Origin of the sequence: Bradyrhizobium sp. (assembly GCF_035935975.1) — a bacterium.
In the GTDB taxonomy this organism is placed as follows: domain Bacteria; phylum Pseudomonadota; class Alphaproteobacteria; order Rhizobiales; family Xanthobacteraceae; genus Bradyrhizobium.
This window is the reverse complement of the sequence record NZ_DASYWN010000015.1, coordinates 16,620-41,289: the sequence shown is the minus strand read 5'-3', so window position 1 is coordinate 41,289 and position 24,670 is coordinate 16,620. Positions and strand designations below refer to the sequence as shown.

Genomic DNA, 24,670 nt, shown 5'->3' with positions numbered 1-24,670 from the left:
ATCAGGCCACCTTCTTGATGGCGTCACCGAGGATCGAGACCATCTGGTCGATGTGGCTCTTCTCGACGATGAGGGGCGGCGACATCGCGAAGCTGTCGCCGCTCATGCGCAGATAGAGGCCGGTGTTGAAGCAGTCGACCATGACGTCATAGCCGCGGGCGCCGACGACGCCGTCACGCGGGGCGAGCTCGACCGCGCCCATCAAGCCGCAATTGCGGATGTCGACGACGTTCGGCAGGCCCTTCAGCGAATGCAGCGCATCGCGCCAGTATTCGGCCATCGTCGCACCGCGCGTGAGCAGGCCTTCGTCCTTGTAGATGTCGAGCGTGGCGATACCGGCGGCGCAGGCGGTCGGATGCGCGGAATAGGTGTAGCCGTGGAACAGCTCCATCTGGTTCTCCGGGCCGACCATCATGCCGTCATGCACCTTGCGGCTGGCGAACACCGCGCCGCAGGGAATGGTGCCGTTGGTGATGCCTTTGGCGGTGGTCATCAGGTCCGGCGTGACGCCGAAGAAGTTGGCGGCGAACGGGGTGCCGAGACGACCGAAGCCGGTGATGACCTCGTCGAAGATCAGGAGGATGCCGTGCTTGTCGCAGATCTGGCGCAGGCGCTGCAGATAGCCCTTCGGCGGCGGCAGCACCGCGGTCGAACCCGGCACCGGCTCGACGATGACGGCGGCGATCGTCTCGGCGCCATGCAGGCCGACCAGACGCTCGAGATCGTCGGCGAGTTCGGCGCCGTGCTCGGGCTGGTCCTTGGCGAAGGCATTGCGGGAGAGATCGTGGGTGTGGCGGATGTGGTCGACGCCAGGAAGCAGGGTCGCGAAGGCGCGGCGGTTGGCGACCATGCCGCCGACCGAGGTGCCGCCGAAGCCGACGCCGTGATAGCCGCGCTCGCGGCCGATCAGGCGGGTGCGGCTCGACTGGCCGTTGGCGCGATGATAGGCGAGCGCGATCTTCAGCGCGGTGTCGACCGACTCGGAGCCGGAGTTGGTGAAGAAGATGCGGTCGAGGCCCTTCGGCGCGATCTCGGCGAGACGCTCGGCGAAGTCGAATGCCAGCGGATGGCCCATCTGGAAGGTCGGCGCGAAGTCCAGTGTCATCAGCTGCCGCTCGACCGCGGCGGCGATCTGCTTGCGGCCGTGGCCGGCATTGACGCACCAGAGGCCGGCGGAGCCGTCGATCACCTTGCGGCCGTCGACGGTGGTGTAGTGCATGCCCTCGGCCGAGGAGAACAGGCGCGGCGCCTTCTTGAACTGACGGTTGGCCGTGAACGGCATCCAGAACGAGTCGGTCTTGATAGTGTTCGGAATCTGATGAAGGGTCACGGGCCACGCTCCTTTGCTGACCCGCTAGCAGAGCCACGGCTTCCATGGCGCAACAAGTCCTTTTCTGGTGACTTGCAAGCCATTGATTTTACTGGAGCTGCTGGTCCATATTTGCGCGATCCGCAACACCTGAAACAGGGGCCAGGGGCATGAGCGTCGACATCGGTGGACGGCTGCGATTCATCCGGGCGCGCCACAAGCTGTCGCAGCGCGAGCTGGCGAAGCGCGCCGGCGTCACCAATTCGACGATCTCGCTGATCGAATCCAACCAGATGAACCCATCGGTCGGCGCGCTGAAGCGCATCCTCGACGGCATCCCGATGGGGCTCGCCGAGTTCTTCGCGCTCGAGCCGGAGAGCCGGCGCAAGATCTTCTACCGCGCGGAGGAGCTGACCGAAGTCGGCAAGAAGCCGATCTCCTATCGGCAGGTCGGTGACAATCTGTTCGGCCGCAGCCTGCAGATCTTGAAAGAACGCTACGAGCCCGGCAGCGACACCGGGCGCGTGCACCTCGTTCATGACGGCGAAGAGGGCGGCATCGTGATCTCGGGTAAGCTCGAAGTCACCGTCGAGGACGAGCGCCGCATTCTCAATCCGGGCGATGCCTATTATTTCGAGAGCCGCCGTCCGCATCGCTTCCGCTGCGTCGGCGGCAAGCCGTGCGAAGTGATCTCGGCCTGCACGCCGCCGACATTTTGACGCGCGTCCGGAACATCCGGGATCTTACGGAGCCACCGGTTTCTTACGGAGCTTGACCCATCTCAATTTCCGCGCCCGAAACCTCTATATGGTGCGAGCCGTAGCCGAGCAGCCTGACGCAGAGGTGCTGAGGTTACGGCCCCGGACACTTGAGCTCATTTGGGCACTCCGGGGCCGCTCCATAACAGAGCTCGCACGATGAAGATCACACTCGCCAACGCAGAAGCCGCGCTCGACGAAGTTCAGCGCGATGCCGACAAGCTCCATTCACGCGAGCTGCGCAAGGTTATTGCCGAATACATCGAGACCCAGCGCGAAGCCCTTAAAGCGCTCCGCAAGAAGCTGCATTGACGCGCAGCGGCGGAGCGAGAAAATCTCGCCCCGCCTCTTGCCTTAAGGCTGCAGCAGCAACTCCTCGATCTTGATCGGGAACCGGCGGACTCGCTTGCCCGTCGCATGCCAGACCGCGTTGGCGACGGCCCCGGCGCTGCCGGTGATGCCGATTTCGCCGACACCCTTGATGCCGAGCGCATTCACATGCGGATCGTGCTCCTCGACCGTGATGACGTCGAGCGGCGGCACGTCGGCATTCACGGGGATGTGGTACTCGCCGAGATTGGCATTCATGATCCGGCCGCTGCGGCGATCGGTGATGGCCTCCTCGTGCAGCGCGAACGACATGCCCCAGATCATGCCGCCGAACAGCTGGCTCTTCACCAGATGCGGATTGACGATGCGCCCCGCGGCGAAGGCGCCGACCATGCGGGTGACGCGGACCTGGCCGAGTTCGGGATCGACCTTCACCTCCGCGAACACCGCGCCATGCGCATGCATCGCATACTCCTCCATCGCCGCAGGGTTCGGCGCGCCGGTGCCGCGCGCGTCGATCTCGACAATGCCTGCGCGTGCGAGGATCTCGACATAGCTCTCGCCGCGGCTCTCGTCGTCACGCCGGATCAACCGGCCGTTGCGCGCGATCACGCCGGCATTGCCGGCACCGAACAGCGGCGAGCGCTCGTCGTTGGTGGCGAGGTCCGCGAGCTTGGCGATCACGGCAGCTCCAGCGCTGTGGATCGCAGCACCCGCGGTTGCCGTATGCGCCGAGCCGCCGGCAATGCCCGCGTCGGGCAAGTCGGATGAACCGGCCTTGAACTCGACGCGATCGATATCGAGCCCGAGCTCGTCGGCAGCGATCTGGGCCAACGCCGTCCAGGCGCCCTGCCCCATGTCATGTGCGCCGATCTCCATCGCACCGGAGCCGTCGAGGCGGATCACGGCGCGCGCCTCGGCCTGAAACATCAGCGCGGGGAAAGTCGCGGTGCCCATCCCCCAGCCGACCAGAAGTCCGGCGTCATCGCGCATCTGTCTAGGCTGGAGCGAGCGCTTCGCCCAGCCAAAACGCGCTGCGCCCTGATCGTAGCAGGCACGCAGCGCTTTCGAGGAAAATGGTTTTCCCGTGATCGGCTCGACCTCGGCATAGTTCTTGAGGCGGAACGCGAGCGGATCGATGCCGCAGGCCCAGGCCATCTCGTCGATCGCGCTTTCGAGCGCGATCGATCCGGTCGCCTCGCCCGGCGCGCGCATGAACAATGGCGTGCCGGTGTTGACGCGCACGGCATCGTGCGAGGTGCGGATCGCCGGACTGGCATAGAGCGTGTGCGAGGCGTCGGCCGCGGGCTCATAAAAGTCGTCGAACGTGCTCGACACGGTCCTGGCGTGGTGATCGAGCGCGGTCAGGCGTCCTTCACCATCAGTGCCGATCCGTAAGCGCTGGCGCGTCGGCGCACGATGGCCGACCGGGCCGTACATCTGCTCACGCCGCAGCACGAGCTTGACGGGCTTGCCGACGAGCTTGGCGGCCATGATGCCGAGGGTCGGCGGGCCGGACATCAGCCCCTTGGAGCCGAAACCACCGCCGAGGAACGGGCTGCGGATGTGGATCTTGTCCGGCGCGATGCCGAACAGCTCGGCGATGCGCCCGAGCGAGAGCATGAGGCCCTGGGTCGGCATGTCGATCTGGAGATTGTCGCCATCCCAAGACGCGACGATCGCATGCGGCTCCATCGCGTTGTGATATTGCGGCGGCGTCTCGTAGATCGCGTCGATCTGCTTGTCGGCCGAGGCAAGGCCCGCCTCGACATCGCCGTGATGATTCTCGGTGGGATTGCCGACACCGACGACAGGCGGCACGTAACTCTCGCCGGCATCGAGGCCGACCAGCGCAGGCAGCGTCTCGTAGCGCGGCGCCAGCAGCACCGCGCCTTCCGTCGCCGCCTCCAGCGTCTCGGCGATCACGACCGCGATCGGCTGGTTGGCGTAGCGGACCTCGTTGCTCTGCAACACTTCCATCCGGAACACGAACGGATTGGTCTTGATTTCGGGGTCGATCGCGAGCCGCGGCTTGTGGTCCGGCGTCATGACGTCCACGACGCCGGGATGGCGCTTTGCTGCGGCGACATCGAGCGAGGCGACGCGGCCGCGCGCGATGCCGGCGACCGCCATGACCGCGAACAGCATGCCGGGCGGATGGTTGTCGGCGGCATAGGTCGCCTGGCCCTTGACCTTGAGGACGCCGTCACGGCGGGTCAGCGGCTGGCCGATGTTCGAGCCGTGGCGCAGATGAGCGGGCGCGCTGGTGAGATTAAGCTCAGGCATGGATGGCTCCGGACGTGGAGGCAAAGGGAGAAGCCGGCAGCGCGGGGATGCGCGCGGGCGTACCGGCAGCGGCAAGGGTCAGCGCGCGCACGACGATGCGGCGTGCGAGCTCGATCTTGAAGGCGTTGTCGCCGGACGGCTTTGCGTCGGTGAGCGCGCGCCAGGCGGCTTCCTGGAACGCGTCGGCCGTGGGTGCAACGCCCCTCAGCACGTCTTCCGCGGCGCGGGCGCGCCAGGGCTTCGCGGCGACACCGCCAAGCGCAAGCCGTGCTTCCGCGACCTTGCCGTTCTCGATCCGCAACGCCGCTGCGGCAGAGACCACAGCAAAGGCATACGACGTGCGCTCGCGAACCTTGAGATAACGCGCATGCGTTGCGAAACCACGCGCCGCGGGTGGCAGGCGCACCGCGACGATGAGATCGCCGGGCTCGAGCGCGGATTCACGCTCAGGTGCGTTACCCGGCAGGCGATGCAGTTCGTCGAGCGCGATCTCGCGACGACCGTTCTTGCCCTCGATCTCGACGATGGCGTCGAGTGCGACCAGCGGCACGCAGAAGTCGGACGGATGCGTTGCGATGCAGCTCTCGCTCCAGCCGAGCACGGCATGGGTGCGGTTCTCGCCGTCGCGGGCGTCGCAGCCGCTGCCGGCCTCGCGCCTGTTGCAGTGGCTGGCGGTGTCATAGAAATACGCGCAGCGCGTCCGCTGCAGCAGATTGCCGCCGACCGTCGCAGCATTGCGCAATTGCGCGGACGCGCCCGAGAGCAGCGCTTCGGCCACGGCGGGATATGAGCGCGCGAACGCCGAATCGTGTGCAAGGTCGGCGTTGCTGACCAGCGCACCGATGCGCAACGATCCGTCGGCGAGAGTCTCGATTTGATCGAGCCCGTCGAGATGCGTGACGTCAACCAGGCGATCCGGCCGGCTGACGCCGCCCTTCATCAGGTCGAGCAAATTGGTGCCGGCGGCAAGATAGACGGCGCCCGGCTGCGCGGCCGCAGCGACGGCCTCGGCCACCGTGGCCGGCCTGACATAATCGAACTGTTTCATGCGGAGCGCCTCTGATTGGTTTCGTCCATGCCGGCCTGCGCCTCGAGCACGGCATCGACGATGCCGGCATAGGCGCCGCAGCGGCACAGATTGCCGCTCATGCATTCGCGGATGCGCTCGGGATCGTTGCCGGCCTGCGCTTCCTGCATCATGCCGATTGCGCTCATGATCTGGCCGGGCGTGCAGAAGCCGCACTGGAATCCGTCATGGGCGATGAAGGCGGCCTGCACGGGGTGAAGCTGGTCCCCGCGCGCGACGCCTTCGATGGTGAGGATGTCGGCGCCGTCATGGCTGATGGCGAGCGCGAGGCAGGAATTGATGCGCTTGCCGTCGACGAGAATGGTGCAGGCGCCGCACTGGCCGCGGTCGCATCCCTTCTTGGTTCCGGTCAAATGGAGGCGCTCACGCAGGAGATCGAGCAGCGTGACGCGCGGATCGTCGAGGACGAAGTCGCGCCGCGCACCGTTCACGGTGAGGCTGATGGAGTGGTTCATACAAGGCTCCGATCAGATATGGACATGAGTCATCGGCTAGCGCGCCACCTCCGTGGCCGCTGTCGATATGCGCTGGCCGGGGCGGAACCCGGCCAACATGTACGTGAAGATACGGAGGCACCCTCCGCTTAACAAGGGCCCCGGAAAAATATTTGGAATCCGTCAAAAGGGCCCGCGCAGACAACGCGATGCAGCTAGCTAAGGGTTCAATCTAACCAATTCGTGATCTACATTGCGGGCATGGACGACCACATCGACCAGATTCGGAAGCCCCGCGCCGACGCCGTGCGCAATCGCGAGCGCGTGCTCGAGGCTGCGAAGGTGGTTTTCAACGCCGGCGGTCCCGAGGCGAGCCTGGAAGCGGTGGCAAAACGCGCGGGCGTCGGCATCGGCACGCTCTATCGGCATTTCCCGACTCGCGAGGATTTGTTCGAGGCGGTGTACCGGCGCGAGGTCGAGCAGCTCAGCGAGCTTGCCGAACAATTGAAGAATGCCAAGGACCCGGTCGATGCCTTGCGGCGCTGGCTGCGCTCCAATGTCGAATTCGTCGCCACCAAGAAGGGCATGTCGGCCGCGCTGGCACTGACGTTCCAGAGCTCGTCGGACCTCGCGGCGTTCTCGATGGACCGGCTGACCAAGGCGATCGGCTCGCTGCTCGACCGCGCGGTCGCGGCCGGCGAGATGCGCGGCGACATCAGCCCGGAGGACCTGCTGCGGACGCTCGTCGGCATGTGTTACATGCACGACCAGCCCGGCTGGCAATCCTCGGTGCTGCGGATGCTCGACGTGTTCGTGGACGGGCTGCGGGTGCAGCCGGCCGGCAAGGCCAGGCCGCGCGCTGCCAAGCCAGCGAAGCCGGCGGTGAAACGGAAGCGATAGCGAGCCCGTATTTCCCATGGGTCGTGCTAGGATCAGCACCGCCGGGATTTCAACGCGGAGCCTGTCATGCGCATCGCCGCCTTGCTCGTTGCCCTCACTGTCATCCTCAGTTCCGTCTCAGCACGCGCCGGCGATGTCACGGCGGCACAGGGCGTCATCCGCGCCCAGGAGCAGGCCTTTGCGCGCGACGATGCGGCCGCGGCCTATTCCCACGCCGCGCCGGCGATCAGGGAGATCTTCCCCGCGCCCGACATCTTCATGTCCATGGTGCAGAACGGCTACGCGCCGGTCTACCGGCACAAGAGCTTCGAGTTCGGCGAGAGCACGAGCGAAGGCAACTGGATCTCCCAGCACGTTCACATCGTCGATGCCAATGGCGAAGCCTGGGAAGCGCTCTACACGCTCGAGCAACAGGCCGACGGCAACTACAAGATCACCGGCTGCTCGCTGCTGAAGGTGGGACGGGAGGCCTGAAGCATCAGCCGAGCATCGCCTTCGCGGCGCGCAGGACCTCGCCTTCGGCGGCCGCGATCCGGTCGAGCACCGTGAAGTGATTGCTGCCGGCGATCTCGCAATAATCGGCGATCGCGCCATGCGCGCGCCAGCCGGACACCAGATCCGCGGTCCAGTGCTTGAACCCCGCGGTCTCGTCGCCGCCGACGACGCCGAGCAGCGGTACGAGCTTCGCGCCCTTCGGCAGGTGCTCGAGCCGCACCAGCGGGCTTACCTTGCCGGCCTCGTCGGACGACAGTGACAGGTCGCGGTTGATCGAGGTCTTGAGCAACGGGCGCAAATCGAAGGCGCCGCTGACGCCAATCAAGCCGGCGATGCGCCCCTGGCCGCGCTCAGCCTGATCCAGTGCGAGCATCGCTGCGAGCTGACCGCCGGCGGAGTGCCCGGAGACGACCATGCGGGCGGGTTTCAGATGGGCCATCGTCCAGGCAAAAGACAGACGGACCTGCTCGACGATCTCGCTGACCCGCACCGCCGGCACCAGATCGTAGGTCGGCATCACCACGGTCATGCCGGCATTGCGATAGTGCTCGGCGATGAAGGACACGTAGGACTTGTCCAGCGCGCGCCAATAGCCGCCATGGATGAAGAAGAACACCGGCGCGCCGTCGCCCGCCGAGAAGATATCCAGCAGGCAGCGCGGTCCGCCACCGTAACGAATGTCGAGCCGGCAATCGCCCGCCTCCCGCAGCGCGGCGCTGCGCTGCTGGTGGTCGCGATAGATTTCGTCACGCTCAGGATGGCGCTTGCGCAGCGCATATTCCGCTTCGAGGCCGTCGTCGATGGCTTGCAGGATGTCGCGTCCAGAATGCATGTCAAAGTCCGAGATAGGCTGCACGTACGATCGGATCGCGCACGAGTGCGGTGGTTTCGGCCTCGCGCACGATCTCGCCCTCCGCGATAACGTAGCCCCGGTCGGCACTCTGCAGTGCCATGTTGGCGTTCTGCTCGGCGAGTAGGATCGAGATGCCCTGCTTGTTGAGGCGCCGGATGGTGGCGAAAATGTCCTGAACGACGCGCGGCGCGAGGCCCATCGACGGCTCGTCGAGCAGCAGCAGGCGCGGCCGCGACATCAGCGCGCGCCCGATCGCCAACATCTGCTGCTCGCCGCCGGAGAGCAGGCCCGCCGGCTGGCTCTGTCGCTCGCGCAGGCGCGGAAACATGTCGAAGACCTCCTCCATGTCGGCTTCGACCTTGCGGTCGCGCCGCGGCCACAGCCTGCGGAAGGCGCCCATTTCGAGGTTCTCTCGCACGGTCATCGGCGCGAAGACGCGGCGGCCCTCCGGCACCAGTGTCACGCCGAAATCGAGCCGTGCCGAGGCCGACCGCGCCGCGATGTCGTTGCCTCCGACGCGAATACGGCCACTGCCCGGCCGCAGCAGCCCGGCGAGGCAGCGCAGCAGCGTGGTCTTGCCGGCGCCGTTGGCGCCGATCAGGCAGACCGACTGACCCGCCTCGACGCGCAGCGAGATGCCGTGCAGCACGGAGACATGGCCATAGCCGGCCGACAGCCCTTCGACCTCAAGCATGCTCGCCCTCCCCGAGATAAGCGGCCAGCACGTCCGGATGGCGGCGAACGCTGTCTGCATCGCCCTCGGCGATCCGCATGCCGTTGTTGAGCACGAGGATGTCGTGCGAGAGCGACATCACCATGCGCATATTGTGCTCGACGAGTAGCACCGTCATGCCGTCGCGGTTGAGGCCTGAAATGATCTTGCCGATATGCTCGGCTTCCGCCTGCGGCAGGCCGGCAGCGGGTTCGTCAAGCAGCAGGAGCCGCGGCTCGCTTGCGAGCGCGCGCGCCAGCTCCAGCACCTTCATCTGGCCGAAGGAGAGATCGCCCGCGAACACATCCGCCTTGCCGTCGAGCTCGAACCGCGCCAGCAGCTCCATCGCCATGTCCGCCATCGCGCGATTTTCGGCGCGCAGCGACGGGCCGTGGAGCAACGCGCCGATCACCCCGGCGCGGCCGTGCATATGACGCCCAGTCATGACGTTCTCGAGCACAGTCATCTCGCGGAATATCTGCAGGTTCTGGAAGGTGCGGGCGATGCCGAGCCGGGCGCGGCGGAAGGTCGGCATCGTATCGATGCGGACGCCGTCGAAGAAGATCTCGCCCGAGGTCGGACGGGTCACGCCGGCGATCATGTTGAACAGCGTGCTCTTGCCGGCGCCGTTCGGTCCGATCACCGCCTTGATCTCGCCGGGGCGGACCTCGAAGCTGAGATCGGCGACGGCGCGCAGGCCATCGAAATAGCAATTCAACGTGTCGGTGCGAAGGAGCGGCTCGGTCATGCCGACCTCCTCGACAGAAGGCGGCGCATGACCGCCGGCAATCCTGCGATTCCGGTTGGCGACGCGATCAACACCACCAGCATGGCTAGACCGAAAAGCATCAGCTCGGCGTCTTCATAGTCGAGCAGGAGCTGCGGCACCGCGGTGTAGATCAGCGCACCGAACAGCGGGCCCCAGAACAGGCCGCTGCCGCCGATCGCGACCATCACCACGAGCAGGATCGAATTGGAGACGCTGAAGGTCTCGGGCGAGGCGAACTGGTTGACATGGACGTAGAGGCTGCCGGCAACGCCCGCCATGCCCGCAGACAGGACGAAGACCAGAAGCTTGGTGCGGAAGCTGTCGATGCCGACCGCGTCGGCACCGAGCTCGTTGGTGGCAACCGCCCGCAGCGCGCGACCGATGCGCGAGCCCAGGAGATTGAGAATCGCGAGCATGATCAGCAGCGAGACGAACCAGACCAGTGGAAATTGCCGGATGTCGGTATCGAGCGCAAACCGGCCAAATGCGAAGGGACGGACGCCGAGCAGTCCGTTGGGACCGCCGGTGACGTCGAGCAGCCGATTGAACATCACGACGAGAATGGCGTTCCATCCGAGCGTCGCCATCGACAGATAGAGCCCGCGCAGGCGCAGCGCCGGAATGCCGATGATGAGCGCGGCAAGACCTGTGAACAGGGCCGCGGCCGGCAGGCCGACCCAGGCGCTCAGCCCGAACTTCACGCCGAGCACGCCGCTGACATAGGCGCCAAGACCGTAGAAGCCGGCATGCCCGAGCGAAATCTGCCCGCCATAGCCCATCAGCAGGTTCAAGCTCGCGATCAGGATCAGGTTGATCAGCATCATGTTGGCGAGCGAGACGAAATAGGCGTTCGGCGCGACGACAGGCACCGCCAGCAGCGCGAGCCAGACGATCAGCAGCAGGCGATGATCGGACAGACGCGCTGCGGCCTTGCGCTGCGAAAGCGGCACGGGCCGCGACGCCGTCCCAGCCGGAACCGACGACAGCGAGGCGGATTTTGCGCGCGCGAGGGCCATCCCGTCAGACCTTCACGACGTCGGCGCGGCCGAGTAGGCCCGAGGGCCGCACGAACAGGATCAGGAGTAGCACGGTGAAAGCGATGGCATCCTTGAAGTCGGACGAGATGTAGAAGCTGCCGAACGCCTCCAGCAGCCCGAGCGCGAGGCCGCCGACGACGGCGCCCGGCAGGCTGCCGACACCCCCGAGCATCGCCGCGCTGAAGCCCTTGAATCCGAACATGGCGCCCTGGTCGTAGGAGGAAAGCGTCAGCGGCGTGATGATGGCGCCGGCCAGCGCTCCGGCAAGTGCTGCGATCGCAAACGAGAGCATCACCGTGGTTTCGACGCGCACGCCGACAATCGCCGCCGCATCGCGATCGGCCGCCGCCGCGCGCAGCGCCTTGCCGAGCATGCTGCGCTCGAAGAACAGGTGCATCGCGATCAGGAAGGCGATCGTCAGGCCGATGATCCACAGCGTCTGGGTCTGCACCGCGACGCCGCCCAACATCAGCGTCGGCACCTGTGAGAAACCGGGATAGCCGACCGGCTTCTTGCCGAGCACCAGCATGATCAGACTGCGGGTGCAGATCGCAAGCCCGATGCTGACCAGGGTGATCAGGAGCGTGTTCGGGCGCCGCAGCGGCCAGATCACCAGCCGCTCCGACACGATACCGACCAGAATCGCGATCACCACCGCGAAGACGCAGGCGAGCCCGATATTGCTCGTCGCGGCGAACAGCAGCGCCGAGATCATGCCCCCCATCACCACCCATTCGCCCTGCGCAAAATTCATCGCCCCCGTGCTCTTGAACACGACATTGAAGCCGAGGGCGATCAGCGCATAGATGCTGCCGGTACCGATTCCGGCGACGAGCAGTTGCAGGATGGCGGTCGTCATGGTTCAGAACGTCCGCATGCGGTTGGATTCGAACAGCGGCAACGCGACCCCGAGCTCGGCGAGCTTCGCCCGCGCGTTCGCGGTGTAGTTCACCAGCGTGTCCTCTTCCGCCGCGCGCGGCGCGCCGCCGAGACCGGCCGAGGCGGTCAGCGCATCCGCATCGGCTTCCGCCGTAGCGTGTTCCGGCGCGAGCCAGGGGCAGTGATACCCCTTCAGCTCGGTGTCGCGAACATGGACGGCCAGTTCGTCGGCGATCAGTGCGCGGTCCTTGGCGCTCCAATCCGGCGCGCGCGAGGCGAGATAGAGCCAGCCAAACGCAGCGTGGCGTTCCTTGTCCGTGATGACGCGGTCGAGCACCGCGATCACGACCGGATTGGTGGCGTGCGCACGCCAGGTCCGGCAGAGTTCAAGCTCGAGGCCGTCCTCGAAGGCCGCGTACGAAGCCACGTAGCTGTCGAGACTTTGGCCCGCATCCATCGCGCGGCGATGCAGATTGCGGTTGAAGGTGGCTTCATAGGCGCTGTCGGCCGGCGCGGCGATCCGCCCGCCGAAGGCCTCGGCCAGCCGGTCGAAACATTCGACGTGCCAGGCCTCTTCGGTGTTGCGGACCGTGAGATAGAATTTCGGATCGATCTCGCGTCCGGCCTCCATGCAGAAGCGCATCAGGAGCGCGGGCGTCTCGGTGAGGCCGGTCGCCTCGACCCAGAGCCGGCGGCTCCAGGTACGGCGCGCGGCCTGCCGCGCCGGCTCGTCATATTGCGAGGGATCGAGCGCCTTCCAGTCGACGTCGCGAAGCGGATTCCAGCGCCCGGCCTTGCCGGTGTCGTAGAGCTCCCGGATCTCCGGGAGCGTGACGTTCATTTCGAGCGGGAACCGCCGCTCGACCAAGAGCCGCGAGGGCGGCAAGGTCGGCTTGACCTGTTGCATGACCCTCTGCACGTCAGATCGTCCCGAGCTTGTCGTGATGGAACGGCGGCAAATTGATGCCGAGCGGCTTCATCTGATCGCGGATGCGCTGGACGGTGGCGACGAAGACCGGCTTCTCGGCCTCTTCCACCGTGGAGCCGAGACCGGCGTCGTAGGTGATGCGGTCGGCCTCGACCTCGGCACGCGAGGCGGGATTCTCCGGCGCGAGCCAGCTCGAATGGTAGCCGTTGAGCTCGACCTTCTCCATCATGGTGATGACCGAATTCTCGATCATCTTCTTCTGCTCCGGCGTCAACGTCTCGCAGATCGCCTCGAGGAAGTACCAGCCGAAGGCGCAGTGGCGAGATTCGTCGCGCATGATGAAGCGGACGATCTGCCTGGCGACGGGATCACGCGTTACGTCGTCGAGGTGCTTGAACACGTCGAAGGCAATCTCTTCGGCGGTGCAGACCAGCGCCGCGACGATGCCTTCGAGCGGAACGTCGGCGTTCAGCGTCGCACGGCGCACACCGTGGGTCGACACCGAGCCTTCGAACAGTTGCTGCACCGGCTTCTCGATGTAGCCGCCGAGCTTCTCCGCCATGGTGTGGCAGACCTCGGCGTGGCGTGCCTCCTCCTGCGAGCGGATGGTGAAGAACAGCTGCATGTCGGAGGGACGGTTCTCCAGACCGAAGCGGAGCTGGAGCGAGGGGCTCTCCGAGATCGCGCCATATTCGCTCCAGGCCCGCCGGCTCCAGTAGAGCCGCGCGGCATAGCGCTGCTCCTCGGTATAGATCTCGGGCTTGAGCTGATCCCAGTCCACGTCGGTCTTCGGATCCCACTGGTTGCGGGTCGCGGCGTGAAACAGCTCGCGGATCCGCGGCAGGTCCGAATTGAAGGTCAGCGGGAAGCGGCTTTCGGGCGCATCGAGCAGCGATTGCACCAGCTCGAAGGTCTGCTCTTCCGACATATCTTGCGAGAGCGCCATGGCATTCTCCTTCCTGTTCAGGCCTATTCGTAATCGGCGAGATTGAAACGGCCGTCGCGCCAGTTGATCAGCACGATGTCCTTCTTCGACAGGCCCGAATGGCGCTCCGGCGAGAAGCTGAAGACGCCGCTCATGCCCGCGAAATTCTTGATCTGCTCCATGCCCTGCGGGAGCTTGGAGACGTCACCGCCGACCTTGCTCAGCGCTTCTTTCGCCAGCATGGCCGCGTCGTAGGATTCGGCCGCGTAGAGACTGGCCGCGCGGTTGAAGCGCTCCTGGTAGGAGCGGAACAGGCGGAGAATGCCGACCTTGAGCGGATCGCTGTCCGGGAGCTGCTCGCCGACCGGGAATTTCAGGCTCGCGAGCAACACCGACTTGGCGGCATCGCCCGCCAGCGTCATGTAGTGCGACGAAACGAAGCCGTAGCTGTGGATCAGGGTGCGGCTGTCGAGGCCGAGCTGCTGCGCCTGCTTCAGGAACACGACGCCGGCCGGCGTGACGGTCCAGCAGATGATCGCCTCCGCGCCGCTGTCGCGGATGCGGGTGAGCTGCGGCATCATGTCCGTATCGGCCGGATCGAACGATTCATAGACGACGTCGAGATTGCGACGCGGCCCGACCTTCTTCATCTGCGTCACCGCGCCCTGGCCGAAGCCGGAGGTATCGGCGATCAGCGCGACCTTCTTGATTTTCTTCTTGGCGAAATAGTCGGCGATGCGTTCGAGCACGTCCTCGTCGTCGACGGTGCTCTTGAACACGAATTTGCGCTCCGCAACCGGTGTGACGATGGCGAGCGCGCCCTCGCTCGAGATGAAGGGAATGCTGGCGGATTCCGCCATCGGCGCCATCGCGAGCGCGATGCCGCTCATGTTTCCTCCGCTGAGAATGAGCTGGACCTTGTCCTGGCTGATCAGGCGCCGCGTCGCCGAGATCGCCTTCTGGGTCTGGCTCTCCGCATCGTAAAAGGTCCAGGCGATCTTGCGGCCGCCGATACCGCCGGCGGCGTTGATCTCGTCAACCGCGAGCTGCAGGCCGGCCTTCATGTCCTCGCCGAGAAATGCGCCCGGTCCGGTGACCGAGAGGATCGAACCGACGCGCAGCGGCTCGTCCGCCGCCCAGCCGGTCCGCGCGCCGGTCGCGGCCAGTGCGGTGCCGCCGATGAGTTGCAGGAAATTGCGCCGGTCAAAACTCACGATACCCTCCACTCAGAATGGGCGCCTCGCAGCGACCCGTTGCCCTCGTTCAATCGTCGTGCACGCGGCTCTTGTCGACCTCATGGGCCGGCGCCTTGCCGTCGCGCGACAGCGGCACGCTCAGCGAGTAGCGCACGAGGTCGCCGCGATGGACGGTGTGCCCGGCCATCACCAGCCGGCCGGTCGAGTCGCGATAGCGGAGCGTGCGCGTCAGCACCGGCGCGCCCGCGGCAAGATGCAGATATTCGACCTCCTCGGGCCCGGCGATGCCGGCCTCGATGCCAAAGTCGCCGGTGCGGAGCTCGACACGCTGCCAGAGCAGATGAAGCGGAGACGCAAGCGCCGCGCTCTCGTCCCAATCGGCGACGAGATCGGCCGGCAGATAGCGGTAATCGATGGCGACCGGCACGCGTGCCGCGGCGCGTGTCCGCTTGATGAAGAGAATCCGGGTGCCGACCTCGACCTCGAGCGCGGCAGCGACCTGCTCGTCGGCGCCACAGCGCTCAAAGACGAGAAGGGTCGGCTGGATCGGGGTACCTGCGGCTTCCCACTGCCGCATGAAATCCATGCCCGGACCGAACCGCTCCTCCAGCTTGTGGACGGCGACGAAGGTGCCGAGGCCGCGGCTTCGCGTGAGCATGCCTTCGCGGACCAGCTCGGAGACTGCCTGACGCACGGTGTCACGGCTGACGCAGAACATCTCGCACAATTGCTCGTCGGAGAAGAAGCGCCGGTCTGGATGCTGCCAGCGTAGGATCGTACCGATAAGCCGTTGTTTTATCTGAGCATAAAGTGGGAGCGGCGAACTGCGATCAAGCGGCGGATTGGCCCAATCCGCTTCCAGCACCAGCACGCTGTCGCTCACGTCCTGCATCACACCAACCACATTTGTCGGCTCTCGATTGGATGATTGTCTGCCTAAGCATACATTTAAGCAAGCGTAAATTCTCGCCAGACCGTGCCCGACGATGCGTCACGTTGTGGCGGGCGTGGATGGATCGCTTTTTTCCGGCAAGTGAGGTCCGTCGCGGCTAGGCGGCCGCGGGCTTTGTCATTATCTTGCAGTTCGCGTGTGCGATATGGACACACGATGAGTCGTTCGGGCGGATGTTCTTGCAGCTTAGAAGGTCGATGCGGATCAGGGTGGGGCGGATCATCGCCCTCGCCTATCTGTTCTGCGTGCTCGCGCCGGCTGCGGCACTTGCCTGGGGCAGTGGTCCAGCGCCGTGCCTCGACGACGCGATCCTTGCCGACCTCGTTCCGGTGCATCACCAAATGGCCGCGGACCATACGCATGGCGATATGTCGCACGGCCACGCGGGACCGCATGCGCATCTGCAGACCGCCGCACAGGACGTACCGGCGTCGCATCACCATGACGGCAAGGGCAAGGCTGGCCCGTGCTGCGCGATGATGTGCGTCAGCGCGCTGCCGGCCGATCTGCCCAGCGTCGCCAAGCCGCTGCAGCCGATCTCTGCCTGCGCGCCCGAGATCGTGGTGAGCCTGCACAGCGCGGCGCCGCCGCAGCGCTACCGCCCTCCCATCGCCTGATCTGACACGACGTCAGGGCCGACGCGCGTCTGCGCGCGCGAACCCGTGGTCTCACGACAGATCAAGGATGATTCATGCTGACCCTTTCCGGGGCGAAGTCTGCCGCCGCATCTGCGACGCGTGCAGGACACTCTCTATTTAGTTGGCCGCTGCTGGCCCTGATTGCGCTGGCGCTGGCCGGCTGCATGCCGGCAACGACGCAGGTGGCCACCGCCGATCCCGCTGATCCCGCGGCGAAGGTCGCGCCCGTCGGCTATCGGTCGACCACCGCGCCCTACACCAGCCTGCGGCCCGCGACGCCGGCGCCATGGCGCGACCGCAACGACGCTGTTGCGCCGCAGCCGAAGCAAGACCGGTAGGAGCGCGCCATGACACGCCGTTTTGCGCGCAGCCTGCTCGCTCTCGCCTCGTTCGGTCTCTTTGCACCCGGTCTTGCCGGCTGCGCCGCGTTCTCGCCCGACAGCGGCATGACCGAGGTCGCGGACCTGACCAGCCGGACCATCAACAAGGATGTCGCCTTCGTGCGCACGCCCGAGGGCGCCGGCGCGGTCGACGCGCGCGTTCGCCAATTGCTGTCGCGGACACTTAGTGCGGACGCGGCGGTCCAGATCGCGCTACTCAACAACAAGGGGCTGCAGGCCGCCTATAACGAGCTGGCGCTGGCCGAAACCGAGCTGGTCGAGCAGAGCCTGCCGCCCAATCCGGTGTTCTCGATCTCGCGCATTTCAGGCAATGGCGCCAACGAGATCGAGCGTCAGGTGGTTGGCGACATCCTCGCGCTCGCCACACTGCCGTTCCGCTCCGACATCGCCCGCGAGCGTTTTCGCCAGGCGCAATTGCGCGCGGCGCTGGCGACATTGCGGCTCGCCGCCGACGTACGGCGCGCTCATGTCCGCGCCGCCGCCGCCAACGAAATGGTGGTGCTGCTCACGGACGCAAAGGCGACGGCGGAATCGACCGCGCAGCTTGCCGTCAAGCTCGGCGAGACCGGCTCGCTCAACAAGCTCGACCAGGCCCGCGAACAGGTGTTCTACGCCGAGACGACAGCCGATCTCGCCACCGCCCGTCAGGCGGCAACGAGCGGGCGCGAAAGACTGGCTCGGCTGATGGGGCTGTGGGACGGCGGCCTCGACTTCCGTCTCCCGAACCAGTTGCCGCCGCTGCCGCGCCGGCCGCAAGCGCTACCCTCGATCGAAGCCGACGCGGTCGCCCACCGCATCGACCTGCAGATCGCCCGGCTGGAACTGACGGCGCTGGCGAAATCGCTCAACCTCACCGAAGCCACGCGCTTCGTGACGCTGCTCGATCTCGCCGGCATCTCCCGCCGCACCCAGGATCCCGAAGGTCCGCCGTTCCGCGAACGCGGCTTCGACGTGCAGTTCCAGATCCCGATCTTCGATGGCGGCGAGGTGCGCGTGCGGCAGGCGGCGGAGACCTACAACCTCGCCTTCAACCGTCTCACCGAGCGCGCCGTCAACGTGCGCTCGGAGGCGCGTGATGCTTATCGCGCCTACCGCTCGACCTACGACATCGCCAGCCACTACCAGCGCGAGATCATCCCGTTGCGAAAAATCATCACCGAGGAGATGCAGCTCCGCTTCTCCAGCATGCAGGTGGACATCTTCGCGCTGCTGACCGAGGCACGGCAACGCCTGGCCGCGCTGCGCGGGGCGATCGACGCCAAGCAACGATTCTTTCTCGCCCAGTCCGAGTTGCAGACCGCCGTCAATGGCGGCGGCGCGCCTGCGGCCAGTGGCGACAATCCAACCACGATCGCCGCGGCAGCGCCTGCCGATGGCGGCCACTGACATGGAGAGCAGCATGTTTTCCCGCCGAGGATTTTTGGGCACCGCCGCGCTTGCCAGCGCCTCGGTCGTCAGCGGCCGCGTGCAGGCGGCCTCGATTCCGGAAGCGCCCATCATGGACAAGGTGGTGATGCAGCCGCCGCTGCATCCGATCAGCGGACCCGACTATCGCCCCGTGGTCACGCTGAACGGCTGGTCGCTGCCGTTCCGCATGAACGGTGACTGGAAGGAATTCCATCTCGTCGCAGAACCCGTGGTGCGCGAATTCGCCGAAGGCATGAAGGTGAACCTCTGGGGCTATAACGGCCAGTCGCCGGGCCCGACGATTGAAGCCGTCGAGGGCGACAAGGTCCGCATCTTCGTCACCAACCGCCTGCCCGAATACACCACCGTGCACTGGCACGGCATGATCATTCCGAGCGGCATGGACGGCGTCGGCGGGCTGACCCAGCCGCACATCGATCCGGGCAAGACCTTCGTCTACGAGTTCGAGATGAAGAAGAGCGGGACCTTCATGTACCACCCGCATTCCGACGAGATGGTGCAGATGGCGATGGGCATGATGGGCATGGTCGTCGTGCACCCGCGCGACCAGAGCTTCCGGCCCGTCGACCGCGACTTCGTCTTCGTGATGAGCACCTATCGGGTCGATCCCGGCACTTATCTGCCGCAGGTCAACGAGATGACCGACTTCAATATGTGGACCTGGAATTCGCGGGTGTTTCCGGGCATCGATCCCTTGGCGGTGCGGCTCGGCGACAAGGTGCGCGTGCGCATCGGCAATCTCAGCATGACCAACCATCCGATCCATCTGCACGGCCACAGCTTCGCCGTGACCTGCACCGACGGCGGCTGGATTCCGGAGAGCGCGCAATATCCGGAGACGACCACCGACGTTCCCGTCGGCGCGGTGCGCGTGTTCGACGTGCTCGCCGACAATCCCGGCGACTGGGCGTTCCACTGCCACAAATCGCACCACACCATGAACGCCATGGGACACGAGGTGCGCAACCTGATCGGCGTGTCGCGCAAGGATCTCGCCAGGGCCGTCGGCAAGCTCGCGCCGGACGCGATGGCGATGGGCTCGACCGGCATGGCGATGGACAAGATGGAGATGCCCGCGCCCGACAACACGCTGCCGATGATGACCGGCACCGGCCAGTTCGGCTCGATCGAGATGGGCGGGATGTTCACGGTGATGAAGATCCGCGAGAACCTCGCGCGCGACGATTACCGCGATCCCGGCCCCTACCAATTCCCGAAAGGCACCGTCGCCTACGAGGTCGAGGCGCCCGATGCAGCGCCGGCACGGCAACCCAACGCGCCGACGCACAAGATGAAGATGTGAAATTTTCGATGAACCACCAACTGGAGAACAAGATGAAGACGATCAAACTTGCACTCGCGCTGGCAGCGCTTTCGATCGCGCCGGCTTTTGCCCACGAAAAGCACGATCATGGGACCTTCTCGGCCGGCGAGCCCGGCAATCCCGACAAGCCCGCGCGCACCATCGAGGTCCTGCTGAACGAGATGGACTATGCACCCGCCAAGATCGAGGTCAAACGCGGCGAGCAGATCCGCTTCATGCTGCGCAATGTCGGCAAGGAGGACCACGAATTCCTGCTCGCGACCACGAAGGAGAATCTGGCCCATGGCGAGGTGATGAAGAAGCATCCGCACATGGAGCACGACGATCCGAACGGCGTGCGCCTCGCGCCGAGCAAGACGGCCGAGATCCTCTGGAAATTCACCAAGGCCGGCACGTTCGAATTTTCCTGCCTGATCCCCGGCCATCGCGACTACGGCATGGTCGGCCACGTCACCGTGAAATGAAGGAGACTGCCATGAACCGCATCATCCGGATCGCGGCAGCGCTGGCGTTGACCGCCGGCCTTGCCACGGGAACTCTCGCAGCCGGGGCCGCCTCGATCAGCGGCGAGGTCAAGAAGATCGACGAGAGCGCCGGCAAGATCACGCTCAAGCACGGGCCGGCCAAGAGCCTCGGCATGGAGGAACCCATGACCATGGTCTACCGCGTCAAGGACCCGGCTCTGCTCAAGCAGGTCAAGGTCGGCGACAAGGTGACCTTCGAGGCCGAGGAGGCGGCGTCGGGGTACACGGTGACGAAGATGGAGAAGGCCAAGTAGCGGCCTCCCCTCAACTGGCATTCCGGGGCGCGCCCCCTTGGCGCGAGCCCGGAATGACCGCCAAGGCCCCGAAACAGCCCGGTCCGACCTCCTGCCGCACCCTCCGTTAACCCTTTGCTAACCATACACCCGGCAAGAATTGCCGGGTGGAGTCGAGTGTCGTCAGCCGCGTTTAGAACGGGAGACCCCCCGTGGACGCCAGTGCGGTGCCTCACTTTCGGAACGGCGGCCCTTCGGCCGCCGCGCAGACGTTCGGGGCGCGCGGCCGGCGGTCGCGCGGGGAGGCAGCTACCATGGTCGACGTCACCGCAGGACAGGGCGTAGGCAGCCCGAAGCCCAGCATCCCCTCCCTCAACGACATCGTCAGCGTCCTCAAGCGCGGCGACATCGCGCTGGCGCTCGGCGTCCTCACCATCCTGGTGGTGCTGATCCTGCCGCTGCCCGCGATCGTGCTGGACCTGTTCCTGGCGATCTCGATCACGCTCTCGATCCTGATCCTGATGACCTCGCTGTTCATCCAGGCGCCGCTGGAATTCTCCGCCTTCCCGACCATCCTCTTGATCTCGACCATGCTGCGCCTGTCGCTCAACATGGCCTCGACCCGCCTGATCCTGTCGCACGGGCACGAGGGCACGGATGCCGCCGGTCACGTCATCGAAGCCTTCGGCAGCTTCGTGATGGGCGGCAATTTCGTCATCGGCATCATCGTCTTCGCCATCCTGATCATCGTCAATTTCGTCGTCATCACCAAGGGTTCGGGCCGTATCGCCGAAGTCGCCGCGCGCTTCCACCTCGACGCCATGCCCGGCAAGCAGATGGCGATCGACGCCGACCTCTCCGCCGGCCTGATCGACGAGAAGGTCGCCAAGCAGCGCCGCAAGGAGCTGGAGGACGAGAGCGGCTTCTTCGGCGCGATGGACGGTGCCTCGAAGTTCGTCCGCGGCGATGCCATCGCCGGCCTTCTGATCGTCTTCATCAACGTCGTCGGCGGCATGATCATCGGCGTCGCGCAGCAGGGCCTCTCCTTCGCCGACGCCGGGCGCAGCTACACGCTGCTGACCGTCGGTGACGGCCTCGTCACCCAGGTGCCGGCGCTGATCGTCTCGACCGCGGCCGGCCTGCTGGTCTCCAAGGCCGGTGTCTCCGGCGCCGCCGACAAGGCGCTGATGAAGCAGTTCTCCGGCTATCCGCAGGCGCTCGCGATGTCCTCGGCGGTCATGCTGGTGCTGGCGGCCCTGCCGGGCATTCCGACCATCCCCTTCCTGGCGCTCGGTGCCGGCGCCGGCGCGCTGGCCTGGCACGCCCGCAACCGCAACCGGGTGACCGCCAAGGCCGAGGAAGCCGCCAGGACCGCGGCCGCTCCGGGAACGCCGGGTGCGCCGGGCGCCGCAGCGGCCGAAGAGCCGATCTCGGCCGCGCTCAAGATCGACGACCTCAAGATCGAGCTCGGCTATGCCCTGTTGCCACTCGTCAACGGCCCCGATGGCACCGACCGCCTCACCGAGCAGATCAAGGCGCTGCGCCGTTCGCTCGCGATCGAGATGGGTTTTGTCATGCCGGCGGTGCGCATTCTCGACAACGTCCAGCTCGAGGCCAACACCTACATCATCAAGATCAAGGAGGTCGACGCCGGCAGCGGCAAGATCTGGCCGAACCAGTTCATGGTCATGGATCCCGGCGGCAGCCAGGTGCAGGTGCCCGGCATCCACACCACCGAGCCGACCTTCGGCCTTCCCGCGACCTGGGTCGATGCCAGCCTCAAGGAAGAGGCCTCGCTCAAGGGCTACACCGTCGTCGACGCCGCGACCGTGCTCTCGACCCACCTCACCGAGCTGCTCAAGGCCAACATGTCGGATCTGCTCTCCTATGGCGAGGTGCAGAAGCTGCTCAAGGAGCTGCCGAAGGAGCAGAGCGAACTGGTCAAGGACATCGTCCCCGGCCAGGTCACGGTCTCCGGCATCCAGCGCGTGCTGCAGCTGCTGCTGGCCGAGCGCATCTCGATCCGCGACCTCTCGACCATCCTCGAAGGCATCGCGGATTCGCTGGCCTTCTCGCGCAATCCCGCGACCATGGTCGAGCACGTCCGCGCCCGCCTCGCCCGGCAGATCTGCGCCCAGAACACCTCCTACAACGGCTATCTGCCGCTGATCGCGCTGTCGGCGCGGTGGGAGCAGGCCTTTGCCGAATCCATCATCGGCCAGGGCGAGGAGCGCAGCCTCGCGATGCAGCCCTCGAAACTGTCGGAGTTCATGACCGCCGTGCGCGAGGCATTCGAGCGCGCCGCGCGCGAAGGCGAGGCCCCGGTGCTGGTCACCTCTGCGGCAATTCGTCCCTTCGTGCGTTCCCTGGTGGAGCGGTTCCGCGCCCAAACCACCGTGTTGTCACAGGCTGAAATCCACCCCCGCGCGAGACTGAAAACGGTCGGAAGCATCTGATTTGCCTTAAGAAGCCGTGTGTTTTTCGGCCACAGGCAAATGGTTTTTGAGTTCCTGGCGCCTTGTCGACCACATGCCGGCAGGGCGCCTCGCAAGCACATTAAATCTTTGAAATAATTATATAATCGAACGATCTCGCATCGTTTTTGATCGCGATCTTTCACGTCCTGTCACGCTCTTGTGATCGCCCCTTGGGAACGAATCCCCCCAATACTAGGTTGTTGGTCACCGGAAGCATGAACCTGCCTGAACTGGCTGGAGACTACTTCGGGTAGATGGCGGCAGGAGCCTTCCATGAACCACTCGATCTACAGCGCAGATCGCTCGACCCACCTGAAGGTTGTGGTCGTGGCCCTCGTCGCCGGGATCGCGTTGGCGGGCTTCGGCATCACGGCACGCTCGGGCTCGGATGAAGGTCTGACCCAGACGGCCCGCGTCATCAAGGCCGGCAAGCCGGTCGTTATCACCAGCTCGAACGCGTCCCTCGTTCGATAAGGAGAACTGACAAGTTTTGTGAATTCACGCGGCTCTTTACCAGCCCCCCAAAGTCGCCACGTGGATATGTAGACGACCCCAACCCCAAGTCGACTACGGAAAGCGCCCGCCCCCCACGGGCGCTTTCTCACGTCTGGGGTATGTTTCTCATTCCTCCATGGTGAGCAGTAGGATGGGTAGAGCGAAGCGAAACCCATCGCCCTTCCTCCCCGCTGAAGCATGATGGGTTTCGCTGCGCTCTACCCATCCTACGGCTATCGCAGGCACACTTTCGCATTCTCGCGGCTCATCTCGCCCGAGCTTTGCCTGGCCGTCTCACCCTCGATTGAAAGAGGGCGCAGGGAAGGCCGGGCGCCGGCTGGCACCCGCGGTCCACTGTGCGAAGTCGGAGTCAGAAGATCTGCACAGCGGCATACAGGTGAAGCCCAACACACGGCCTTCCCTGCGCAGTGGGTTGACGGCTTATGTCGCGCTCTCCCCGGGGAGCGATGCACTATTGCCCCCGTCGCCTCGCGGATGGCTGATGCGAAGGCCCGGTTGGGCCGCACGTATCACCACAAGACTTGGCGCACAGACCCCGGGCGCCAGGACCACACGATTTTGCCGTACGCCGATCACACCGGTCGTGTGCGCGACGTTTTGCTCACGGTTGCCCGCCCTGCAAAACCCTTCGCGCCGATGTGGCCTGCGTCCACCGCCGTCCGGCCCGCGTCGTGACGATCGCGATACGCCCCTCTTCCTTGGGCCGGGTCGCCCGAAACATAAGCCATTTCCGAATTTCGGTAAAGAAGAATATTTTTGGCGGCACCGATTGACCGAGGGCTTGGGTGTTTTGCCCGTCGGGCAACGCAAGGGCTTGTCATTGAGCCGGCGGTGCCTTGACAACGAATGGCTTCACTTGGTCAGGTTCACTGCACTCCGGTGGAGTCTATTCGACGTGATGAGGCACAATTCCGAGTCTCGCCATCGCCTCGCGCTCAGCCAAGATCGAGCCCTTGGGATTGCAACCGTCGCCAACGGAAGCATGGCGACCATGGTCACCGAGTGGGTTTGACGGCATACCATTGAGATCGATATCCCAATAGTACGATACGCAAACCTGCTTCTCGGAAGGCATCGCAAAGCAAGTCCTCGGGGGACCCGGATTGCATTGCATCAGATCCTGATAGAAGGAAATCGGCACGCCTTCGCAGCTTACATGCCATCTCCAGAAAGACCTTTCAATCGCGCAGGTGTCTGGGTGAAGCGCGAACGCTATTGTAAGCTCTGGCAGATTCAATTCCTTGAGCGATCTCTGCATGGCCTCCTGTGTGGATGGCGC

At 65.4% G+C, this 24,670-nt stretch carries 25 protein-coding genes; 12 read left to right on the top strand and 13 right to left on the bottom strand.

The genetic code is table 11. The annotated features are described in order from the left end of the window. Position 1 precedes the first annotated feature (1 nt). Positions 2-1,330 carry an aspartate aminotransferase family protein gene (locus VGR99_RS07975; protein ID WP_326897792.1) on the bottom strand — a complete coding sequence of 443 codons (1,329 nt, stop codon included), beginning with the start codon at positions 1,328-1,330 and terminating at the stop codon, positions 2-4. Positions 1,331-1,479: 149 nt separating this feature from the next. On the opposite strand from VGR99_RS07975, the gene VGR99_RS07970 reads away from it, so the two are divergent. Further along, positions 1,480-2,028 (top strand): cupin domain-containing protein, encoded by a 549-nt coding sequence (locus VGR99_RS07970; protein WP_018646206.1) that lies wholly within the window; start codon positions 1,480-1,482, stop codon positions 2,026-2,028. Positions 2,029-2,226: 198 nt separating this feature from the next. Next, a complete protein-coding gene (locus tag VGR99_RS07965; RefSeq protein ID WP_239621588.1) occupies positions 2,227-2,379 on the top strand; it encodes a hypothetical protein in 153 nt (50 codons plus the stop codon). A 42-nt stretch (positions 2,380-2,421) separates the two neighbouring features. Here the strand turns inward: VGR99_RS07965 and VGR99_RS07960 are convergent, their stop codons facing one another. From VGR99_RS07960 to VGR99_RS07950, 3 genes are read right to left on the bottom strand one after another with little or no spacing between them, the layout of a single operon-like run. Further along, the gene (locus tag VGR99_RS07960) at positions 2,422-4,683 is read right to left on the bottom strand and encodes a xanthine dehydrogenase family protein molybdopterin-binding subunit (RefSeq protein ID WP_326897789.1); all 2,262 of its coding nucleotides are present in this window, start codon (positions 4,681-4,683) and stop codon (positions 2,422-2,424) included. Next, the gene (locus tag VGR99_RS07955) at positions 4,676-5,731 is read right to left on the bottom strand and encodes a xanthine dehydrogenase family protein subunit M (RefSeq protein WP_326897788.1); all 1,056 of its coding nucleotides are present in this window, start codon (positions 5,729-5,731) and stop codon (positions 4,676-4,678) included. Before VGR99_RS07955 ends, VGR99_RS07960 begins: the two co-directional genes overlap by 8 nt. Next, the gene (locus VGR99_RS07950; RefSeq protein WP_027562563.1) at positions 5,728-6,225 is read right to left on the bottom strand and encodes a (2Fe-2S)-binding protein; all 498 of its coding nucleotides are present in this window, start codon (positions 6,223-6,225) and stop codon (positions 5,728-5,730) included. Before VGR99_RS07950 ends, VGR99_RS07955 begins: the two co-directional genes overlap by 4 nt. 240 nt (positions 6,226-6,465) lie before the next feature. Between VGR99_RS07950 and VGR99_RS07945 the strand changes: the two genes are divergently transcribed. After that, positions 6,466-7,104 carry a TetR/AcrR family transcriptional regulator gene (locus VGR99_RS07945; RefSeq protein ID WP_326897969.1) on the top strand — a complete coding sequence of 213 codons (639 nt, stop codon included), beginning with the start codon at positions 6,466-6,468 and terminating at the stop codon, positions 7,102-7,104. Between the two features lie 66 nt (positions 7,105-7,170). After that, entirely contained in the window at positions 7,171-7,578 is a 408-nt protein-coding gene (locus tag VGR99_RS07940; RefSeq protein WP_326897787.1) for a DUF4864 domain-containing protein, read from the top strand. A gap of 4 nt (positions 7,579-7,582) precedes the next feature. Here the strand turns inward: VGR99_RS07940 and VGR99_RS07935 are convergent, their stop codons facing one another. From VGR99_RS07935 to VGR99_RS07895, 9 genes are read right to left on the bottom strand one after another with little or no spacing between them, the layout of a single operon-like run. Continuing rightward, positions 7,583-8,431 (bottom strand): alpha/beta hydrolase, encoded by an 849-nt coding sequence (locus tag VGR99_RS07935; protein WP_326897786.1) that lies wholly within the window; start codon positions 8,429-8,431, stop codon positions 7,583-7,585. Position 8,432: 1 nt separating this feature from the next. Further along, complete coding sequence (locus tag VGR99_RS07930) at positions 8,433-9,146, bottom strand: ABC transporter ATP-binding protein (protein ID WP_326897785.1); 714 nt, start codon at positions 9,144-9,146, stop codon at positions 8,433-8,435. Continuing rightward, positions 9,139-9,912, bottom strand: coding sequence for an ABC transporter ATP-binding protein (locus VGR99_RS07925; protein WP_326897784.1), 774 nt, complete (start codon positions 9,910-9,912; stop codon positions 9,139-9,141). The genes VGR99_RS07930 and VGR99_RS07925 overlap by 8 nt, the downstream gene beginning before the upstream one ends. Next, complete coding sequence (locus VGR99_RS07920) at positions 9,909-10,949, bottom strand: branched-chain amino acid ABC transporter permease (RefSeq protein WP_326897783.1); 1,041 nt, start codon at positions 10,947-10,949, stop codon at positions 9,909-9,911. Before VGR99_RS07920 ends, VGR99_RS07925 begins: the two co-directional genes overlap by 4 nt. Positions 10,950-10,953: 4 nt before the next feature. After that, on the bottom strand, positions 10,954-11,829 hold the full coding sequence (locus VGR99_RS07915; RefSeq protein WP_326897782.1) for a branched-chain amino acid ABC transporter permease: 876 nt from the start codon (positions 11,827-11,829) through the stop codon (positions 10,954-10,956). Between the two features lie 3 nt (positions 11,830-11,832). After that, entirely contained in the window at positions 11,833-12,756 is a 924-nt protein-coding gene (locus VGR99_RS07910; RefSeq protein ID WP_326897781.1) for a hypothetical protein, read from the bottom strand. Positions 12,757-12,769: 13 nt separating this feature from the next. After that, complete coding sequence (locus VGR99_RS07905; RefSeq protein WP_326897780.1) at positions 12,770-13,723, bottom strand: hypothetical protein; 954 nt, start codon at positions 13,721-13,723, stop codon at positions 12,770-12,772. A gap of 23 nt (positions 13,724-13,746) precedes the next feature. Then, positions 13,747-14,916 (bottom strand): ABC transporter substrate-binding protein, encoded by a 1,170-nt coding sequence (locus tag VGR99_RS07900; RefSeq protein WP_326897779.1) that lies wholly within the window; start codon positions 14,914-14,916, stop codon positions 13,747-13,749. Positions 14,917-14,965: 49 nt separating this feature from the next. After that, positions 14,966-15,790, bottom strand: a complete 825-nt coding sequence (locus VGR99_RS07895; RefSeq protein WP_326897778.1) for a GntR family transcriptional regulator — start codon at positions 15,788-15,790, stop codon at positions 14,966-14,968. 233 nt (positions 15,791-16,023) lie between these two features. Here VGR99_RS07895 and VGR99_RS07890 point away from each other — a divergent pair, with 233 nt between their 5' ends. The 8 genes from VGR99_RS07890 to VGR99_RS07855 all read left to right on the top strand — a co-directional run bounded on the left by VGR99_RS07890 (position 16,024) and on the right by VGR99_RS07855 (position 23,349). Next, the gene (locus VGR99_RS07890; protein WP_326897777.1) at positions 16,024-16,467 is read left to right on the top strand and encodes a hypothetical protein; all 444 of its coding nucleotides are present in this window, start codon (positions 16,024-16,026) and stop codon (positions 16,465-16,467) included. 74 nt (positions 16,468-16,541) lie between these two features. Continuing rightward, on the top strand, positions 16,542-16,826 hold the full coding sequence (locus VGR99_RS07885; RefSeq protein ID WP_326897776.1) for a hypothetical protein: 285 nt from the start codon (positions 16,542-16,544) through the stop codon (positions 16,824-16,826). Positions 16,827-16,835: 9 nt separating this feature from the next. Next, positions 16,836-18,275: a TolC family protein gene (locus VGR99_RS07880; RefSeq protein ID WP_326897775.1), complete on the top strand. Its 1,440-nt coding sequence runs from the start codon at positions 16,836-16,838 to the stop codon at positions 18,273-18,275. Between the two features lie 13 nt (positions 18,276-18,288). Further along, positions 18,289-19,620: a copper oxidase gene (locus tag VGR99_RS07875; RefSeq protein ID WP_326897774.1), complete on the top strand. Its 1,332-nt coding sequence runs from the start codon at positions 18,289-18,291 to the stop codon at positions 19,618-19,620. A gap of 32 nt (positions 19,621-19,652) precedes the next feature. Then, positions 19,653-20,105 carry a cupredoxin family protein gene (locus VGR99_RS07870; protein ID WP_326897773.1) on the top strand — a complete coding sequence of 151 codons (453 nt, stop codon included), beginning with the start codon at positions 19,653-19,655 and terminating at the stop codon, positions 20,103-20,105. 11 nt (positions 20,106-20,116) lie between these two features. Beyond that, a complete protein-coding gene (locus VGR99_RS07865) occupies positions 20,117-20,419 on the top strand; it encodes a copper-binding protein (protein WP_326897772.1) in 303 nt (100 codons plus the stop codon). Positions 20,420-20,712: 293 nt separating this feature from the next. Next, positions 20,713-22,854 (top strand): flagellar biosynthesis protein FlhA, encoded by a 2,142-nt coding sequence (flhA, locus tag VGR99_RS07860; protein ID WP_326897771.1) that lies wholly within the window; start codon positions 20,713-20,715, stop codon positions 22,852-22,854. Positions 22,855-23,148: 294 nt separating this feature from the next. Continuing rightward, positions 23,149-23,349, top strand: coding sequence for a hypothetical protein (locus VGR99_RS07855; protein ID WP_326897770.1), 201 nt, complete (start codon positions 23,149-23,151; stop codon positions 23,347-23,349). Positions 23,350-24,670 lie beyond the last annotated feature (1,321 nt).

Excerpts from the sequence above, each read along its gene's own strand:
- VGR99_RS07970 (WP_018646206.1), top strand. The coding sequence starts at position 1,480 with ATGAGCGTCGACATCGGTGGACGGCTGCGATTCATCCGGGCGCGCCAC.
- VGR99_RS07965 (WP_239621588.1), top strand. The coding sequence starts at position 2,227 with ATGAAGATCACACTCGCCAACGCAGAAGCCGCGCTCGACGAAGTTCAG.
- VGR99_RS07960 (WP_326897789.1), bottom strand. The coding sequence starts at position 4,683 with ATGCCTGAGCTTAATCTCACCAGCGCGCCCGCTCATCTGCGCCACGGC.
- VGR99_RS07955 (WP_326897788.1), bottom strand. The coding sequence starts at position 5,731 with ATGAAACAGTTCGATTATGTCAGGCCGGCCACGGTGGCCGAGGCCGTC.
- VGR99_RS07950 (WP_027562563.1), bottom strand. The coding sequence starts at position 6,225 with ATGAACCACTCCATCAGCCTCACCGTGAACGGTGCGCGGCGCGACTTC.
- VGR99_RS07945 (WP_326897969.1), top strand. The coding sequence starts at position 6,466 with ATGGACGACCACATCGACCAGATTCGGAAGCCCCGCGCCGACGCCGTG.
- VGR99_RS07940 (WP_326897787.1), top strand. The coding sequence starts at position 7,171 with ATGCGCATCGCCGCCTTGCTCGTTGCCCTCACTGTCATCCTCAGTTCC.
- VGR99_RS07935 (WP_326897786.1), bottom strand. The coding sequence starts at position 8,431 with ATGCATTCTGGACGCGACATCCTGCAAGCCATCGACGACGGCCTCGAA.
- VGR99_RS07930 (WP_326897785.1), bottom strand. The coding sequence starts at position 9,146 with ATGCTTGAGGTCGAAGGGCTGTCGGCCGGCTATGGCCATGTCTCCGTG.
- VGR99_RS07925 (WP_326897784.1), bottom strand. The coding sequence starts at position 9,912 with ATGACCGAGCCGCTCCTTCGCACCGACACGTTGAATTGCTATTTCGAT.
- VGR99_RS07920 (WP_326897783.1), bottom strand. The coding sequence starts at position 10,949 with ATGGCCCTCGCGCGCGCAAAATCCGCCTCGCTGTCGTCGGTTCCGGCT.
- VGR99_RS07915 (WP_326897782.1), bottom strand. The coding sequence starts at position 11,829 with ATGACGACCGCCATCCTGCAACTGCTCGTCGCCGGAATCGGTACCGGC.
- VGR99_RS07910 (WP_326897781.1), bottom strand. The coding sequence starts at position 12,756 with ATGCAACAGGTCAAGCCGACCTTGCCGCCCTCGCGGCTCTTGGTCGAG.
- VGR99_RS07905 (WP_326897780.1), bottom strand. The coding sequence starts at position 13,723 with ATGGCGCTCTCGCAAGATATGTCGGAAGAGCAGACCTTCGAGCTGGTG.
- VGR99_RS07895 (WP_326897778.1), bottom strand. The coding sequence starts at position 15,790 with ATGCAGGACGTGAGCGACAGCGTGCTGGTGCTGGAAGCGGATTGGGCC.
- VGR99_RS07890 (WP_326897777.1), top strand. The coding sequence starts at position 16,024 with ATGTTCTTGCAGCTTAGAAGGTCGATGCGGATCAGGGTGGGGCGGATC.
- VGR99_RS07885 (WP_326897776.1), top strand. The coding sequence starts at position 16,542 with ATGCTGACCCTTTCCGGGGCGAAGTCTGCCGCCGCATCTGCGACGCGT.
- VGR99_RS07880 (WP_326897775.1), top strand. The coding sequence starts at position 16,836 with ATGACACGCCGTTTTGCGCGCAGCCTGCTCGCTCTCGCCTCGTTCGGT.
- VGR99_RS07875 (WP_326897774.1), top strand. The coding sequence starts at position 18,289 with ATGTTTTCCCGCCGAGGATTTTTGGGCACCGCCGCGCTTGCCAGCGCC.
- VGR99_RS07870 (WP_326897773.1), top strand. The coding sequence starts at position 19,653 with ATGAAGACGATCAAACTTGCACTCGCGCTGGCAGCGCTTTCGATCGCG.
- VGR99_RS07865 (WP_326897772.1), top strand. The coding sequence starts at position 20,117 with ATGAACCGCATCATCCGGATCGCGGCAGCGCTGGCGTTGACCGCCGGC.
- flhA (WP_326897771.1), top strand. The coding sequence starts at position 20,713 with ATGGTCGACGTCACCGCAGGACAGGGCGTAGGCAGCCCGAAGCCCAGC.
- VGR99_RS07855 (WP_326897770.1), top strand. The coding sequence starts at position 23,149 with ATGAACCACTCGATCTACAGCGCAGATCGCTCGACCCACCTGAAGGTT.